Annotated in this window: 13 protein-coding genes; 8 read left to right on the top strand and 5 right to left on the bottom strand. The window is 73.0% G+C overall.

The window, feature by feature from the left end:
- Window positions 1-19: 19 nt before the first annotated feature.
- Together cofD and IE248_RS30070 are read left to right on the top strand one after the other, a co-directional pair.
- Entirely contained in the window at window positions 20-979 is a 960-nt protein-coding gene (gene cofD / locus IE248_RS30075; RefSeq protein WP_073798117.1) for a 2-phospho-L-lactate transferase, read from the top strand.
- On the top strand, window positions 976-2,283 hold the full coding sequence (locus IE248_RS30070) for a coenzyme F420-0:L-glutamate ligase (RefSeq protein ID WP_190032216.1): 1,308 nt from the start codon (window positions 976-978) through the stop codon (window positions 2,281-2,283). Before cofD ends, IE248_RS30070 begins: the two co-directional genes overlap by 4 nt.
- Before the next feature lie 15 nt (window positions 2,284-2,298).
- On the opposite strand, the gene IE248_RS30065 is transcribed toward IE248_RS30070, so the two are convergent.
- A complete protein-coding gene (locus IE248_RS30065; RefSeq protein WP_190032215.1) occupies window positions 2,299-3,327 on the bottom strand; it encodes a DNA-3-methyladenine glycosylase family protein in 1,029 nt (342 codons plus the stop codon).
- A gap of 154 nt (window positions 3,328-3,481) precedes the next feature.
- On the bottom strand, window positions 3,482-4,891 hold the full coding sequence (locus IE248_RS30060) for a peptidoglycan recognition protein family protein (RefSeq protein ID WP_073798120.1): 1,410 nt from the start codon (window positions 4,889-4,891) through the stop codon (window positions 3,482-3,484).
- Window positions 4,892-5,031: 140 nt separating this feature from the next.
- On the opposite strand from IE248_RS30060, the gene IE248_RS30055 reads away from it, so the two are divergent.
- The 4 genes from IE248_RS30055 to IE248_RS30040 all read left to right on the top strand — a co-directional run bounded on the left by IE248_RS30055 (window position 5,032) and on the right by IE248_RS30040 (window position 10,859).
- On the top strand, window positions 5,032-5,781 hold the full coding sequence (locus tag IE248_RS30055; protein ID WP_073798121.1) for a TIGR03089 family protein: 750 nt from the start codon (window positions 5,032-5,034) through the stop codon (window positions 5,779-5,781).
- 170 nt (window positions 5,782-5,951) lie between these two features.
- Window positions 5,952-7,160: an LCP family protein gene (locus tag IE248_RS30050; RefSeq protein WP_100583046.1), complete on the top strand. Its 1,209-nt coding sequence runs from the start codon at window positions 5,952-5,954 to the stop codon at window positions 7,158-7,160.
- A gap of 223 nt (window positions 7,161-7,383) precedes the next feature.
- Window positions 7,384-9,111 (top strand): LCP family protein, encoded by a 1,728-nt coding sequence (locus tag IE248_RS30045; RefSeq protein ID WP_190032214.1) that lies wholly within the window; start codon window positions 7,384-7,386, stop codon window positions 9,109-9,111.
- Window positions 9,112-9,185: 74 nt separating this feature from the next.
- Complete coding sequence (locus tag IE248_RS30040) at window positions 9,186-10,859, top strand: LCP family protein (RefSeq protein WP_229895610.1); 1,674 nt, start codon at window positions 9,186-9,188, stop codon at window positions 10,857-10,859.
- An 81-nt stretch (window positions 10,860-10,940) separates the two neighbouring features.
- Here IE248_RS30040 and IE248_RS30035 read toward each other — a convergent pair whose 3' ends face one another.
- Entirely contained in the window at window positions 10,941-11,978 is a 1,038-nt protein-coding gene (locus IE248_RS30035; RefSeq protein ID WP_073798125.1) for a glycosyltransferase family 2 protein, read from the bottom strand.
- A gap of 130 nt (window positions 11,979-12,108) precedes the next feature.
- Between IE248_RS30035 and IE248_RS30030 the strand changes: the two genes are divergently transcribed.
- Complete coding sequence (locus tag IE248_RS30030; protein ID WP_435844170.1) at window positions 12,109-13,662, top strand: LCP family protein; 1,554 nt, start codon at window positions 12,109-12,111, stop codon at window positions 13,660-13,662.
- 31 nt (window positions 13,663-13,693) lie between these two features.
- Here the strand turns inward: IE248_RS30030 and IE248_RS30025 are convergent, their stop codons facing one another.
- Window positions 13,694-14,230 (bottom strand): acyl-CoA thioesterase, encoded by a 537-nt coding sequence (locus IE248_RS30025; RefSeq protein ID WP_008741782.1) that lies wholly within the window; start codon window positions 14,228-14,230, stop codon window positions 13,694-13,696.
- Window positions 14,231-14,337: 107 nt separating this feature from the next.
- Between IE248_RS30025 and IE248_RS30020 the strand changes: the two genes are divergently transcribed.
- Window positions 14,338-15,696: an LCP family protein gene (locus IE248_RS30020; RefSeq protein WP_190032213.1), complete on the top strand. Its 1,359-nt coding sequence runs from the start codon at window positions 14,338-14,340 to the stop codon at window positions 15,694-15,696.
- A gap of 147 nt (window positions 15,697-15,843) precedes the next feature.
- On the opposite strand, the gene manB is transcribed toward IE248_RS30020, so the two are convergent.
- The gene (gene manB / locus IE248_RS30015) at window positions 15,844-16,926 is read right to left on the bottom strand and encodes a mannose-1-phosphate guanylyltransferase (RefSeq protein WP_073797680.1); all 1,083 of its coding nucleotides are present in this window, start codon (window positions 16,924-16,926) and stop codon (window positions 15,844-15,846) included.
- Window positions 16,927-17,058: the final 132 nt, after the last annotated feature.

Raw genomic sequence — 17,058 nt, 5'->3', positions numbered from 1 at the left:
GCCTGACAGACTGCCGTGCATGCGCATTGTTGTTCTGGCAGGCGGCATCGGCGGCGCCCGTTTCCTCCGCGGCCTCAAGGCCGCCGTCCCCGACGCGGACATCACGGTCATCGGCAACACCGGTGACGACATTCACCTGTTCGGGCTGAAGGTGTGCCCCGATCTGGACACGGTGATGTACACCCTCGGCGGTGGCATCAACGAGGACCAGGGATGGGGCCGCACCGACGAGTCCTTCACCGTCAAGGAGGAACTCGCGGCGTACGGGGTCGGACCCACCTGGTTCGGCCTCGGCGACCGCGACTTCGCCACCCACATCGTCCGTACGCAGATGCTCGGCGCCGGCTACCCGCTCAGCGCCGTCACCGAGGCGCTCTGCGACCGCTGGCAGCCCGGTGTCCGGCTGCTGCCCATGTCCGACGACCGGGTCGAGACGCACGTCGCGATCACCGACGCCGACTCCGGCGAGCGCCGGGTCGTCCACTTCCAGGAGTACTGGGTCAGGCTGCGCGCCTCGGTGGACGCCGAGGCCATCGTCCCCGTGGGCGCCGAACAGTCCAAGCCCGCGCCCGGCGTGCTGGAGGCCATCGCGGCCGCCGACGTCATCCTCTTCCCGCCCTCCAACCCGGTCGTCTCGGTCGGGACGATCCTGGCCGTGCCCGGCATCCGCGAGGCCGTGGCCTCCGCCGGGGCGCCCGTGATCGGCCTGTCCCCCATCGTCGGGGGCGCGCCGGTGCGCGGGATGGCGGACAAGGTGCTCGCCGCCGTCGGCGTGGAGACCACCGCCGCGGCCGTCGCCCTGCACTACGGGACCGGACTGCTCGACGGCTGGCTGGTGGACGCATCCGACGCGGACGCCGTCGCGGAGGTCGAGGCCGCCGGGATCACCTGCCGCGCGGTGCCGCTGATGATGACCGACCTCGCGGCCACCACCGAGATGGCCCGGGCGGCCCTGGAGCTGGCCGAGGCCTCGCGGTGAGCGCCGCCGGGGACGTTCCCTCGTACGAGGTGCGCGCCGTCTCCGGGATCCCGGAGGTCCGGCCCGGTGACGACCTGGCGGCGCTGATCGCGGCCGCCGCGCCCGGTCTGCGGGACGGGGACGTCCTGCTGGTCACCTCGAAGATCGTCTCGAAGGCGGAGGGGCGGATCGTGCGCGCGGACTCGCGCGAGGACGCCATAGACGCCGAGACGGTACGGGTGGTCGCGCGCCGGGGTCCCCTGCGGATCGTCGAGAACCGGCAGGGGCTGGTGATGGCCGCGGCCGGGGTGGACGCCTCCAACACCGAGCCCGGCACGGTGCTGCTGCTGCCCGAGGACCCGGACGCCTCGGCCGCCGCGATCCGCGCGGGGCTGCGGGAGGCGCTCTCCGTGGACGTCGGCGTGGTGGTGACGGACACCTTCGGGCGGCCCTGGCGCACCGGGCTGACGGACGTGGCGATCGGCGCGGCGGGCGTACGGGTCCTGGAGGACCTGCGCGGCGGCACCGACGCCCACGGCAATCCGCTGAGCGCGACGGTCGTGGCGACGGCCGACGAGCTGGCGGCCGCCGGAGACCTGGTCAAGGGCAAGGCGGCCGGGCTGCCGGTGGCGGTCGTGCGCGGTCTGGCCCACGTGATGGGCGAGGGCCGGACGGCGGCGGAGCTGGTGCGCGCGCCCGGCGACGACATGTTCCGGCTGGGCACCTCGGAGGCGGTACGGGAAGCCGTGACGCAGCGCCGTACCGTACGGGCCTTCACGGCCGAGCCGGTGGACCCGGGCGCGGTCCGGCGGGCGGTCGCGGCGGCGGTGACGGCTCCGGCGCCGCACCACACGACGCCGTGGCGGTTCGTGCTGCTGGAGTCGGCCGCGGCGCGGCTGGAGCTGCTGGACGCGATGCGGGACGCGTGGGTCGAGGACCTGCGGCGGGACGGCAAGTCCGCCGAGTCGATCGCGAAGCGGGTGCGGCGCGGGGACTTCCTGCGCGAGGCCCCGTACCTGGTCGTGCCGTGCATGGTGACGGACGGCTCGCACGACTACGGGCACGCCCGGCGGGACAACGCCGAGCGGGAGATGTTCGTCGTCGCGATGGGCGCCGGCGTGCAGAACTTCCTGGTCGCGCTGGCCGGGGAGCGGCTGGGGTCGGCGTGGGTGTCCTCGACGATGTTCTGCCGGGACGTCGTGCGCAAGGTGCTGGACCTCCCCGACGGCTGGGACCCGATGGGCGCGGTGGCCGTGGGTCACGCCTCCGGGGAGCCCCGGGAGCGGCCGGCGCGGTCCGCGGAGGCGTTCATCGAGGTGCGGTGACGCCCGCCGCCCCCGTCAGATCCTGCCGATGTCGCTCCGGTACATGCGGGGCGCGCGGCGGGGCGGGGTGTGGCCGGCGAGCAGGATGAGGCGCGCGGCGCGGTGGCGCTGGCCGGCGTACGGGGCGAGGAGCTCCAGCATGGCCGCGTCGTCCGCGTCGCGGTCCCCGGCGAGGGCGTAGCCGACGATGCCGGGCAGGTGCAGGTCGCCGGTGGTGAGGGCGTCGGCGGCGCCGTTGCTGCGCTGGAGGGTTTCGGCGGAGGTCCAGGGGCCGATGCCGGGAACGGCCTCCAGGCGGTGCGCCGCCGCGGGCAGGTCCATGGCGGCGGCCTCTTCGAGGCGGGCGGCGACGCGGGCGGCTCGGACGATGGTCGCGGAGCGTTTGGCGTCGACGCCGGCCTTGTGCCAGTCCCAGGAGGGGATCAGCGCCCAGGTGCGGGCGCAGGGCATGACGTAGAGGCCCTCGGGGACGCCGGCGCCGGGGGCGGGCTCGCCGTACTGCCGTACGAGGCGACGCCAGGCGCGGTAGGCCTCGTCGGAGGTGACCTTCTGCTCCAGGACGGTCGGGATCAGGGACTCCAGGACCAGTCCGGTGCGGGTCAGGCGCAGGCCGGGGCGGCGGCGGTGGCTGGCGTGCACGAGGCGGTGGCGGGCGGTGAAGGCCGAGGGGTCGTCGTCGGCTCCGAGGAGGGCGGGGAGGGTGTCGAGGGCCCAGTCGGCGCCGGGGCCCCAGGCGGTTGCGGTGGCCCCGCCGGTGCCGGTGCCGCTGCCGCTGCCGGTGCCGGTGCCGGTGATGCGGAGGGTGGCGGGGCCGGCGGGGGTCCGGGCGGTCTTCCACACCGCCCCGTCGGGCGCGACCCGGAAGGTCGGGTCCCCGGGGCCGCGCCGCAGCGGCCCGAGCGTGAGCCCGAGGTCCAGGGGCCCGTCGGACACCCACACCCGCTGCTTCCCCCCGCCCTGCCCGGGGCCGCGCCCGGGGGCGGGCACATCGACGCGGCCGCCGCGGGAAGCGGTGCGCGTGAGGGGATCGAAACGGCCTGCCATGCCTTCGAGCGTAGCCGCGCGGCGCGTGGAACCACCGTGGCCCCGCCCCGGGCCCCGCCGCTGCGGCCGGGTGCGGGACCGACGGCTCACCCAGCAGCCGGGGGCCGGGGGCCCCGGGGGCGGCTCGCGGAGCGGGAGGGGTGGCCGCCGGAGGCTACGGGCGGCCCTGGAGCTTCGCCGAGGAGGTCCGGGTCGGGGGGAGCTTGTCGTAGAGCCGCTTGCCGGGGCATTCGGTGGCGAAGCCGTCGCGGTGGCCCGAGATGACGTTCAGCCGCACCTTGGCGCCCTTCGGGAAGCGGTTCGCGCCGCCCGACTTCAGGGTGGTCTTCGCGCGCGGGTCCACGCCGAACAGGCCGAGCTTCCAGGCGGTCAGGCGGGCGATCGCCGTCACCGCCGCCGCCGGCGGGGGCGTCGCCGTGTGGGAGCCGATCACGGCGATGCCCATGCTGTCCGTGTTGAAGCCCATGGTGTGCGCGCCGAGCACCGGCCTGGTGACGCCGCCCGCCCGGCCCTCGTACACGGTGCCGCACTTGTCGACCGCGAAGTTGTAGCCGATGTCCCGCCAGCCGCTGCTGAGCACGTGGTACCGGTAGAGGCTGCGGAGCACCGCCGGGGCGTCCTTGCAGGCGTAGTTGTTGCCGGAGGCCGTGTGGTGGACGAACGCCGCCTTGACCGTCTTCGTGTAGACGAAGCCCTTCTCGCGCAGGGACTCGTCCGCGCCCCAGCCCTTCCGCGTCACGATCCGCGGCCGCGGTCCGACGTACGGGGCGGCCGCCGCCGCGAGGGTGCCGTCGGCGGCGAAGACCGCGTCGGCCGTGGAGTCGGCCTTGTCGAGCTCGGGGATCTCGTCCGCGCCGAGCGTGGCGTGCGGGAGGTTGGCCGCGGAGGCCTCGGCCGTCTCCATGGTCATCCCCGGGGCGGCCGCCGGCTTCCCCTTGTCGCCGTCCGCGGGGTCGTCGGCCGGGCCGCTGTTCTTGCCGTCGGCCGCCGCCGGCGCGCTCTCGCCCGGGTCGACGAGCTCGATCCGCATGCCCTGCGGGAGCCGGGCCGCCGAGCGGGCGGCGCCCGGCTCCGCCTGGACGCGCACCTCGACGCCGTCGGACTCCCCCACCCACAGCGGGGCGGTGCTGCCGCGGACCCTGCCGGTGCCGCGTTCCGCGGAGTCGGGGTCGGCGGCGTGCTCGCTGTTGTGGGTCTCGACGTCCTGCCAGTCGGACCACACGGCCGTCCGCTTGGCGCGGGTACGGACCTGGACGCGGCCGAACAGCTCGGTGCTCGCGTCGTCCCAGACGACGCCGACGAGCGAGAACGACTTGACCTCGCGCGCGGTCAGGCCCCGCGTCTCGGGCAGGCGGGGCGAGGCGCTCATGCCGGGGACGCCGGGGCTCCGGTCCGCCGACGGCCCCAGCGGGACCAGCGGCAGCGACTGGGTGGACCCGGCGGGGGCCACGGGGGCGACCGCGCTCAGGGACGGGATCGCCCGGGCCGGAGAAGAGAGCGCGAGCGGCAGGGCCAGTGCGGCAGCCGTCGCGACGCCGATCGAGGAAGCAAGGAATCCACGCATGACAAGGATGCTGAACACCCGGGCCGGGGCGCGCCATCCGAGAACTGACGGCCCGTCCGCTTCGAGACCCGATACCCCTCCCCCGTACGGGGGAGCGCGTGCCCGCCGGACGGGGGAGCGGCCCGCGTAACCTGGGCCGGGTGAACGCCACTGACCGCACCCCTGCCGACCTGCTGCGATCCGCGCTCGCCGCCGATCCGGGCCGCCCCCTCGTCACCTTCTACGACGACGCCACGGGCGAGCGCGTCGAATTGTCCGTCGCCACCTTCGCCAATTGGGTGGCCAAGACCGCCAACCTGCTCCAGGGCGACCTGGGCGCCGGACCCGGCGACCGGCTCGCGCTGCTGCTGCCCGCGCACTGGCAGAGCGCCGTGTGGCTGCTCGCCTGCGCCTCGGTCGGGGTCGTCGCCGAGGTGGGCGGGGATCCGGCCGACGCCGATCTCGTCGTCAGCGGACCCGACACCCTGGAGGAGGCCGCGGCCTGCTCCGGGGAGCGGGTCGCGCTCGCGCTGCGCCCGCTGGGCGGGCGGTTCCCGCAGCCGCCGTCCGGGTTCGCGGACTACGCGGTGGAGGTGCCGGGCCAGGGCGACCGGTTCGCCCCCTTCGTCCCGGTCGACGCGGACGGCCCGGGGCTGCTGGTCGGCGGCGAGGAGCTCTCGTACGCCCGGATCGTCGAGCGGGCCCGCGAGGACGCGGCGAAGCGGGGCCTCGGCGAGGGCTCGCGCGTGCTGTCCGGGCTCGGCTACGACACCTGGGACGGTCTTTCGGCCGGGCTGTTCGCCGCGCTGGCGACGGGCGGCTCGGTGGTGCTGGTCCGCCACCAGGAGCAGCTGTCGGCGGACGGGCTGGCGCAGCGGATCGAGAGCGAGCGCGTCACGCACACCGCGTAGCGGGGCGCCCGCCCGCACCTCCTTGGGCTGCGGAAACGCGCGATTTGTCACCCACATGGCCCTATCCAGGGGCCTGCCCCCGGGCCGCCCCGGCTTCCCGGGGGCACGATCGGCGAGAGGCCCGTACCCACCCGTACGGCCGACGGTCGCGGCGAGGGGACGGAACGCGAGTGACGGACAGCGCAGGCATACCGGGCGGCGCGGGCGCGGCCGGGGGCTCCTCGAAGCCTCCCCGCGACCGCGGCCGCAGGGTGCTGCGCCGGCTCGCCCTCGCGATGGTGCTGCTGGTCCTCGTGGGGGCGGGCGCCGCCTGGTGGGTCTACCAGAAGCTCGACGGGAACATCACCGAGGACACCTCGGCGGCGGCCGAGCTGCGCCGCTTCGAGCGGGAGCGCCCGACACACCTCGTCGACGGCTCGCAGAACATCCTGCTGATCGGTTCCGACTCGCGCTCCGGCGCGGAGAACCGGAAGTACGGCCGGGACCGGGGCGGCGAGCGCTCGGACACCACGATCCTGCTGCACCTGCCGGCGGACCGGAAGAGCGCGACGGCGGTGTCGATACCCCGGGACCTGATGGCGGACATCCCGAGCTGCCTCCAGCCGGACGGGAGCCGCACGGCCGCGCGGTTCGCCCAGTTCAACTGGGCGTTCCAGTGGGGCGGGGCCGCCTGCACGATCCGCACGGTCGAGAAGCTGTCGGGGATCCGGATCGACCACCACATGGTGGTGGACTTCGGCGGCTTCAAGAAGATGGTCGACGCGATCGGCGGGGTGGAGATCTGCCTCAAGCAGCCGGTGAACGACGCGGAGGCCAAGCTGAGGCTGCCCGCCGGCCGGCAGAACCTCCAGGGCGAGAAGGCGCTCGGGTTCGTCCGCGCCCGCTACAGCCTGGGCAACGGCAGCGACACCGAACGCATGGCCCGCCAGCAGCAGTTCCTCGGCTCTCTGGTCAACAAGGTCCAGAGCAACGGGGTCTTGCTGAACCCGGGCCGGCTGTACCCGCTGCTGGACGCGGCGACCTCCTCGGTGACCACGGACCCGCAGCTGGCCTCGCTGCGCGGCCTCTACGAACTGGTCCGGGGCGTGCGGGACATACCGACGGAACAGATCAGGTTCCTGACCGTGCCCCGGCGGCCCTACGTGGCCAATCCCAACCGGGACCAGCTGCTGGAGCCGGACGCCGCCCTGCTGTTCCAGCAGCTGCGGGGGGACATGCCGGTGACGGTGACCCCGCCGAAGCCCTCGCCGAGCGCCCCGGCGCCCTCCGACCCGGCCGGTCCGGCCGTGCCCCGGGAGACGCCCACCGCAACCGCTCCCACGCCCACACCCGTCCCCACCTTTACGGGGACCACAGCCGACAGCGCCGATTGCCGGTAAAGCAATCCCAAAAGGCAGTGCCCGAACCAACCTTGTTGGGTGTTTTGTCCCGCTATAAGGGGAGTGGAATTTGTCACCAGCATGGTTTGCAGCTGACCAGGGCGGATAGGGTGAGCGATCCGGTGCCCCGGCCAGCCAGAGGTCGTGCACCAGCAGCCGGATCGTTGACCGAGCGCCTGGGGGGAGGCGCTTCGCGAGGCACCGACGGAGGATTCGAGCAACCGTGGATGCACAAAGCCGTAGGCGGGCAGACGAGATCGACCCCGCAGACCAGTGGGTCCTCAATCCCCGCACCGGCAACTACGAACTGCGACTGGACAGCTCCGCTGCGCAGCAATCGCAGCAGCAGCGGCCGTCCGTGGGCGCCCCCCGCAGGACCCGCACGGCACCCGCGGCCCCCGAGGCCCCGTCACCGGTGGTGCCCGGGCCGCGGCGCGGCGACGGCCCGCCCGGTGGCAGGCGCGGCGGCCGCTCGCGCAGGATCGGTGGCGGCGGCCGCAAGAAGGCCCTGATGATCACCGGTGGGACGCTGGCGTTCCTGTTGGTCGGCGGCTCGCTCGCGGCGTACCTCTACTACGACCACCTCAACGGCAACCTCAACGTCACCGACATCGGGAGCGCGGGCAGCGGCGGTTTCAAGAAGGACCAGCCGATCAACATCCTCGTCATCGGCACCGACAAGCGCAGCGGTGCGGGCAACGAGGGGTACGGGGACAAGGACAGCGTCGGCCACGCCGACACCACGATCCTGTTCCACGTCTCCAAGGACCGCAGCAACGCGACCGCGCTGTCGATCCCGCGCGACCTGATCACCTCCGTCCCCGACTGCCCGACGAAGCAGCCCGACGGGTCGACGAAGAACATCCCCGGCGAGAAGGGGACGCGCTTCAACACCAGCCTGGGACAGTCCGGCCGTGACCCGGGCTGCACGATGCGCACGGTCAAGGAGATCACCGGGATCCAGGTCGACCACTTCATGATGGTCGACTTCAACGCGGTGAAGAACCTGAGCACGGCGGTCGGCGGAGTGCCCGTCTGCCTGGAGAAGGACGTCAACGACAAGGACTCCAAGCTCAAGCTGTCGGCCGGTGAGCACCGGCTGGCGGGCGAGGACGCGCTGGCCTTCGTACGCACCCGGCACGCCTTCGGCAACCAGAGCGACCTCGACCGCATCAAGACCCAGCAGCAGTTCCTGGGTTCGATGATGCGCGAGATGAAGTCCAAGGAGACGCTGACCAGTCCGAAGAAGTTCCTCTCCCTCGCGGAGGTCGCGACCAAGTCGCTGACCGTGGACTCGGGCATAGGGAGCATCGACAAACTCACCGATCTCGCGGGCGAGTTGAAGGACATGAACCTCAAGAACATCTCCTTCACCACCCTTCCGGTGGTCGACAACCCGGCCGAGAAGGTGAAGGCCACCGTCGTCGTCAACCAGGCCCAGGCCGATCCGCTGCTGCAGATGATCCGGGGGGACGTCTCGCTCACGGAGGTCGAGAAGAAGGAGAAGGCCGCCAAGGAGTCCGCCGAGGCGCAGGACAAGGCCAAGCAGGACGCGCTGCTCCAGGGCGAGAAGGCTCCGGCCGGCGACGTCCGGGTGGACATCCGCAACGGCGGCGGCCCCGCCGGTTCAGCGTCGACCACGCTGAACTGGCTGCAGAACAGCAAGGGCGTCAACAAGGCCAGCAATCTCGGCAACGCGCCGGCCAAGATTCCCGCGACCCAGCTGGAGTTCGCCCCCAATCAGGCCGCCCAGGCCCGTGCGCTGGCGGACATGATGGGCCTGCCGGCCACGGCGCTGAAGGTCGCCGCGGCGGACGCCGGACCGAAGACGCCGATGAAGCTCACGCTCGGCGCCGACTTCAAGGGGGCGGGGATCGCCCTGAACGCACCGACGGAGGCCCCCGAGGGCGTCCAGCGGGTCGAGGCGGACAAGGCGATCTGCGCGAAGTGACCGTCGGCTGACGACGGACCGCGGCCGGCGGGACCGGCCCAACCACCGAGGCATCAGGATTTTGAGGGGGACACGTGAGGCACAGCAGCGTGCGCGGGGAGGGGGCGCCCGAGCAGGCCGCCGGGGGCATATCCGGCGGCGGTGGCCCGGGCGCGTCCGGTGCGGTGCCTGAACCGCAGGGGGAGGGCGACGGTACCTCCGGGGTCCGCCGCCGGCGGCGGGGCAAGCGGCGCGTCCTGCTCTGGACGTCATCGACCATGGCGTTCCTGATACTCGGGACGGCCGGCGCCGGATACCTGTACTACCGCCATCTCAACGGCAGCATCCAGACGGACGCGCTGAACCTCGGCGACAACAAGCTCGGTGGTCCCAAGCCGAACGCGTTCGGGCAGACCCCGCTGAACATCCTCCTCATCGGCTCCGACGCGCGCAACGACAAGGAGAACCAGGCCCTCGGCGGGGGCCGGGACACCTTCGACGGACAGCCGCTCGCCGACGTCCAGATGCTGCTGCACCTGTCCGCGGACCGGAGCAACATGTCGGTCGTCTCCATGCCGCGCGACACGATGATCAAGATGCCCAAGTGCACCGAGCCCGGCCCGGACGGCAAGGTGCACCCGGCCAGCAAGGGCCTCGTGCAGGTCAACGAGTCGCTCAGCCGCGGCGGCCCCGGCTGCACCGTCGCCGCCTGGCAGGAGCTGACGAAGATACCGATCAGCCACTTCATGATGATCGACTTCAAGGGCGTGGTGTCGATGGCGGACGCCATCGGAGGCGTCCCGGTCTGCGTCCAGGAGAACGTCCACTCGCGCACCAAGGCCGGCAAGGGCTCCGGCCTCAAGCTCCCCAAGGGCGAGAGCGTCATCCAGGGCGAGCAGGCCCTGCAGTGGCTGCGCACCCGCTACGGGTTCGAGGACGGCACCGACCTCGGCCGCACCCACGCCCAGCACATGTACATGAACTCCATGGCCCGCGAGTTCCGCAAGAACGCCAAGCTCACCAACCCGGTGAAGCTCAACAGCCTGGCGAAGGCGGCGATCGACGCGATGGTCGTCGACCCGGGCCTGAACAAGATCGACCGGCTGTACGACCTCAGCATGGAGCTCAAGAAGGTCCCCCCGGGCCGGATCACCATGACCACCATGCCGTGGATCCAGAGCCCCAACGACAGGGACCGGGTCGAGCCCAAGCCGGGTGAGGCCGAGGACGTGTTCCGGATGGTCCGCGAGGACATCGCGCTCGACGGCCAGGACGCCAAGCAGCCCGGTGGGTCCGCCTCGGCTCCGGCCGCCTCCGCCTCCGCCACGCCGTCGGCCGCCCCCACCGCCACGCCGCCCGCGAAGATCCCGGTCGCGGTGCGCAACGCCACCGGCGGCAAGGACGAGTCCCAGGTGAAGGTGAAGGGCCGGGCCTCCGACGTCGTGGCGCTGCTCGTCGGCAAGGGCTTCACCAAGGCCACCGCCGACCAGCTGACCGGGGCCGAGGACACCACGCTGATCCGCTACGCCAAGCCGGAGCAGGCCGCCGACGCGGCCGCCGTGGCCACCGCCTTCGGGCTGCCGGCCGACGCGGTCCAGCAGTCGGCCGAGGTCCCCGGGATCACCCTGTTCGTCGGCAAGGACTGGCGGACGGGCGCCGCGCCGCCCGCGGCGCCGCCCGCGCCGACCAAGGCCCCGGACTCGGCGCGCCCGCTCAACGGCGACGACGACAAGGCCTGCATGAAGATCCAGGAAGGCTTCACCTGGTAACGGCGCAACGGCCGCGTACGTGAAGGGGCCCGGCGGAGTGGATCTCCGCCGGGCCCCTTCACGTACGCGGTGCCGCGCCGGCTAGCCGCCCTGGGCGGCCGGGGCGGTGTCCGCCTGGACCGCGGGGCGCCGGCTCGCGATGACCTTGTTCGCGAGCGAGCGCGGGCTGGTCAGGAAGCCGAAGCCCCAGCACATGTGCATGGTGGCGAGGGCCACCGGGATCTGCGCCCGGGCCTTCAGCGAGAGCCCCTTGCCGGCCGGAACGGAGCCGGCGGTTATCGCCGCGAGGTAGCCCGCCGGGATCACGAGGGCCCACGGGGTGAGCACCGCGCCGGCGACCAGACCGGCCGCGATCGCGCAGACCGCGGTCGGCGGGGCCAGGTAGCGCAGGTTGATCGAGCCGGAGTGGTAGCGGGCCACCACGTGCCGCCAGCGCCCGTAGTCCTTGTACTGCTTGGCGAGCGCCCGTACGGAGGGCCGCGGACGGTACTGGACCTTCAGCTCGGGCGAGAACCAGATCAGCCCGCCGGCCTCGCGGATGCGGAAGTTCAGCTCCCAGTCCTGGGCGCGGATGAACTCGACGTTGTAGCCGTCCTGCTGCTCCAGCGCCTCGCGGCGGAACACGCCGAGGTAGACCGTCTCGGCCGGACCGGCCTGGCCGCCGGTGTGGAAGGCCGCGTTGCCGACGCCGATCTTCGAGGTCATCGCGGCGGCGACGGCGTCTTCCCAGGCGTTCTCGCCCTCGGCGTGCATGATGCCGCCGACGTTCTGCGCGCCGGTCTCCTCCAGGAGGCGGACGGCGGTGGCGATGTAGTTCGGCGAGAGCATGCCGTGGCCGTCGACGCGCACCACGATGGGGTGGCGCGAGGCCTTGATGGCCGCGTTGAGGGCGGCGGGGGTGCGTCCGGTGGGGTTCGGCACGGTGTGGACCCGGGGGTCTTCGCGTACGAGCTCGGCGGCGATCTCGTCGGTGCGGTCCGTGGACGGCCCGAGCGCGATCACCACCTCCATCTCGCCTGCGTACTCCTGTCCGAGGATGTGCCGGACGGAGTCGCGCAGGTGGCGCTCCTCATTGAGCACCGGCATGATCACCGAGACTGCGGGCTGCTGGGCGGGCATGTCGTCCTTCAAGGTCGGGTATCGGTGTCACGTTACCGCGTACGGGGGAACCGGGTGCGCGCCGGACGAGCGGTACGGACAGACGCTGATCGTATGGGCCTACTGTTCTGAAAAATCCCATCCGGCGAGCCTGACCACTGCCGTTCCTGCCCCTGCTGCTCCCGCGGAGGTGTCCCCCGTGCCCCAGCCGCACCGTCCCACCCGTCCCGCCAGGCCACCTCAGCCGCAGCGTGCGCGGCGCGGCGGTGGCCGGGACCGGCGCCGGGGTGACCGGCCCCGGTGGGGAGTGCGGATCGCGGCCGGGCTGTCGCTGGTGGTGCTGGTCTCCGGCGCCGTCGGGCACGCCGTGATGACCGGCCTGGACACCGGGATCGAGCGGGTGGACCCGTTCAAGGACATGAAGAACCGCCCGCAGGCCGGGCACGGGGTGAACTTCCTGCTCGTCGGCACCGACGGCCGCGAGAAGATCACCCCGGAGGAGAAGCGCGAGTACCGCCTCGGCGGGGCGCCCTGCCACTGCACCGACACGATCATGCTGGTGCACATCTCGGCGGACAAGGAACGGGCCAGCGTGGTCAGCCTGCCCCGCGACAGCTACGCGGAGGTGCCCGCGCACCGGGACCTGGTGACCGGGAAGGACCATGGCGCGCACCCGGTCCGGCTCAACGCGGCGTACGCGGAGGGCGGGCCCGGGCTGACGGTGCGCACGGTCGAGAACATGACCCGGGTGAAGATCGACCACTACCTGGAGGTCGACTTCACCAGCTTCATGAAGACGGTGGACGCGATGGGCGGCGTGGACATCTGCACCGTCAAGACCATGCGCGACCCCAACACCGGCCTGGACCTGCTGCCCGGCACCCACCGGCTGAGCGGCGGCCAGGCCCTGCAGTACGTGCGCTCGCGCCATGTGGACGGCGCCTCGGACCTCGGCCGGATGCAGCGCCAGCAGCGGTTCCTCGCCGCCCTGATCAAGGAGGCGACGAACGGCGGCATGCTGCTGAACCCGGTGAAGTTCAAGCAGGTCAGCTCCACGCTGCTGGGCTCGGTGCGGGCCGACCGGGACTTCGGATCGGAACAGATGCTGGCGCTCGGGCAGGCGATGCGGGACTTCACGCCCTCCTCGTCGGAGTTCGCCTCGGTACCGGTCGGTGACCCCTCGTACAAGGTCAAGGGCATCGGCTCGACGGTGAAGTGGGACGAGCCGAAGGCCGCGAAGCTCTTCGAGTCGCTGCGGGGCGACCGGCCGCTCGCCCCCGTCCGGCCGGGGCGGGCCACCACCGCCACCGCGGCCGCCGGCCGGCCCGTGGCGGTCCCCGTGGACGTCGCACCGCAAGCGATCCGGGTGCAGGTGGAGAACGGCACCCGGATCGACGGGCTGGGCGGCCGGGTGGACGAGGCCCTGCGCACCACCGGCTTCGACACCACCCGGACCCCGGGCAACGGGGCCGGCCGGGACGTCAAGCGCACGGTGATCTCGTACGACCCGCGCTGGGACCGCTCGGCCCGTACGGTGTCCACCGCGCTGCCGGGCAGCGAGCTGCGGGCGGTGACGGGGCAGGGCCGGACGGTCCTGGTGATCGCGGGCGCGGACTACAAGAAGGTGGTCCCGGTGCGCGCGGAGAACCCGTACCAGGGCGAGGTCGGCGTGGTCACGGGCGACCAGGTCGTCTGCGGGGGCTAGGGCGCCCGTTCCGCGCCGACGGCGGGGGCCGTCAGTCGTCGAGCCCCTCCGCGGACCGGCGCTCGCGCAGCTCCTTGATCGCCTGGCGCCGGGCGAGCCGGTGCGTACGGCGGATCTGGGCCTCCTGGTAGCGGCGCTTGTCCTGCTCGGTCTCGGGCAGGACCGGCGGGACGGTGCGCGGCTTGCCGTCGGAGTCGACCGCGGTGAACACGAGGTAGGCGCTGCCGACCTGGGTGGGCGGGGTGGACTCGTTCCAGCGCTCCGCGAGGACGCGCACGCCGATCTCCATCGAGGAGCGGCCGGTCCAGTTGCACTGCGCGCGGACGTGGACCAGGTCCCCGACCCGGACGGGGGCGAGGAAGGCCATCTCGTCCATGGAGGCGGTGACCGCGGGCCCGCCGGAGTGGCGCCCGGCGACGGCACCGGCCGCGTCGTCCACCAGCTTCATGATCACGCCGCCGTGCACGGTGCCCAGGAGGTTGGTGTCGCCCGCGGTCATGATGTGGCTGAGCGTGGTCCGCGCGGCCGAGGTCGGCTTGCCGGGGACTTCGCCCGGTATTTCTGTCATGGCTCCACCCTAGGGGGTGTCCCGCGTGCATCAGCTCTGCAACAGCCCCGGTACGAACTTCCCCCCGGGCTGTCGGCCGGCCGTCCCGGCCAGGCATCCTTGGGCGCATGAATGACTGGCCAGAAGGGTGGGCCGACGACCGCGGCCGCCGCGATGACGGGTACGGACGCGGCAGCGCCCAGGCGGAGCCGGAGGGCCCGCAGCGGATGCGGCACGTCCAGCGGCAGCAGCCGCCGCAGGCGCCGCAGCCTCCGCAGCAGCGCGGCGCGCAGCCGGTGGGACCGCCGCCGGTCCGGCGCCCCGGCGTGCCGCCGCAGCAGGCGCAGAGCCCCGACACGTACGGCGGCTACGACAGCGGCTACAACACCGGCCAGGTCTACGGGAGCCCCGCCGGCGCCCCGGGCGGCCCGGGCGGTCCGTCGGACCCCGGCGGCCCCGGCGGCCCGCAGCGGCCGCGGCCCGGCGGCGGCAGGCCCGGCGCGGCCCCCGACTGGGGCCGGCGGATCAAGATCGGCTCCATCGTGCTGGTCTCCGCCCTGCTGGTCACCAGCATCGGCACCTACTTCTGGGCCGACTCCAAGGTGCGCCGCGAGGTAGACCTCGCCAAGGTCATCGAGCGCCCCAAGGAGGGCGACTGCACCACGTACCTGATCGTCGGCTCCGACAGCCGCGAGGGGCTGTCCGACGAGGACAAGAAGAAGCTCCACACCGGCTCGGCCGAGGGCAAGCGCACCGACTCGATGATGATCCTGGCGGCCTGCTCCAGCGGGAACACCATGGTCTCGCTGCCGCGCGACTCGGACGTGGAGATCCCCTCCTTCGTCGGCTCCGAGTCCGGGAAGAAGTTCGCGGCCAAGGGCAAGCACACCAAGCTGAACGCGGCGTACGCGGACGACGGCCCCGAGCTGCTGGTGCGGACGGTGGAGTTCAACACCGGCCTGCGCATCGACCACTACGCGGAGATCGGCTTCGCCGGCTTCGCGAACATCGTGGACGCGCTGGGCGGGGTGGAGCTGGACATCGACAAGGGCTTCAAGGACGAGAAGTCGGGCGCCGACTTCAAGTCCGGCAAGCAGACGCTGAACGGCGAGCAGTCCCTGGCGTACGTCCGCACCCGGTACGCGTTCGCCGAATCGGACCTCCAGCGGACGAAGAACCAGCAGAAGTTCCTGTCGGCCCTCGCGAGCCAGGCGGCCACCCCGGGCACGATCCTCAACCCGTTCGCGCTCTACCCGACGCTGGGCGCGGGCCTGGACACGCTGATCGTCGACAAGGACATGGGCCTGTTCGACCTGGGCGAGATGTTCTTCGCGATGAAGGGCATCAGCGGCGGCGACGGCGTCTCGATGAACATGCCGATCAGCGGAGAGCGCGGCGGCAACCTGATCTGGGACAAGACGAAGGTCCAGGAGCTGGTGAAGCAGATCCAGAACGACCAGAAGGTCACGGTCACGGCGACCCGCTGAGCACCGGCCGCCGGCCGCCGGGCGGGGCCGGCTCTCCGCGAGGGAGCCGGCGCCGCGCCGTGCGGCCCGGCGCCGGCCCGCGTACGCGGCGTACGCGGGCCGGCGCCGTGCGGCCCGGCGCCGGCCCGCGTACGCGGCGTACGCGGGTCAGCGGTCCGAGGAGAAGCGGACCGATCCCGCCGGCAGCTCGCTCTCGCACCACACGCGCACGCCGGCCCGGAGTTCGTTGTCGGAGCCGACGACCGCGCCGTCGCCGATGACCGCGCCGTCCAGGACCGTACGGGAGCCGACCGAGGCACCGGCGCCGATCAGGCTCGCCGTCACCCGGGTGTCTTCGCCGACGACCGCGCCGTCCAGCACGATCGAACCCGCCACCACCGCGCCCGCCTCGACGCGGGCGCCGACGCCGACCACGGTGCCGCCCGAGAGCAGCGCCCCGTCGGCCACCTTCGCGCCCGGGAGCACCAGGGCCTCGCCGCGCGGGCCGGGGACGGCCGGGGAGGACACGACGCCGCGTACCAGGTCGGCGGAGGCCTGGACGAAGGACTCGGGCTTGCCGAGGTCCAGCCAGTACGTGTCCTCGGTCACCCCGTGCAGCCGGGCGCCGGAGGCGAGCAGGCCGGGGAAGGTCTCGCGCTCGACGGACACGGGGCGCCCGTCCGGGATCGAGTCGATGACGCCGCGCCGGAAGACGTAGCAGCCGGCGTTGATCTGGTCGGTGACGATCTCCTCGGGGGTCTGCGGCTTCTCGGTGAAGGCCAGCACCCGCCCCTCGGGGTCGGTGGGGACCAGGCCGAACGCGCGCGGGTCCTCGACCCGCACCAGGTGCAGGGTGACGTCCGCGTCGACCGCCCGGTGGGCGTCGACCAGGCCGGCGATGTCCAGGCCGGTGAGGATGTCGCCGTTGAAGACCAGGACGGGCTCGTCCGGTCCGCCGGTCAGGCGGCGCGCCGCGTTGCGGATGGCGCCGCCGGTGCCGAGGGGCTCGTCCTCGACGACGTACTCGAGGCTGACGCCGAAGGCGGAGCCGTCACCGAAGTAGGGCTCGAAGACCTCGGCGAGGTAGCAGGTGGCCATCACGATGTGCGTGACACCGGCGGCAGCGGCCCTGGCTATCTGGTGGGCGAGGAACGGGACACCGGCCGCCGGAACCATCGGCTTGGGGGTGTTCACCGTGACGGGACGCAGGCGCGTCCCCTGCCCGCCGACCAGCAGGATCGCTTCCGTCATAGGTATTCCCCCCAAGCGGATCGGTCGTAAGGAGCCCCAAACTTAGCCCATCCCCAGGACGGCGCGAGGCCGGAGGCGGCTGCTGGAGCCACTCCCGGCCTCACGTCGTACCGATGGACCCGTCCGGAACGG

The sequence above is a fragment of the Streptomyces goshikiensis genome, assembly GCF_014650555.1.
GTDB lineage: Bacteria > Actinomycetota > Actinomycetes > Streptomycetales > Streptomycetaceae > Streptomyces > Streptomyces goshikiensis.
This window is presented reverse-complemented; position numbering and strand designations above follow the sequence as displayed.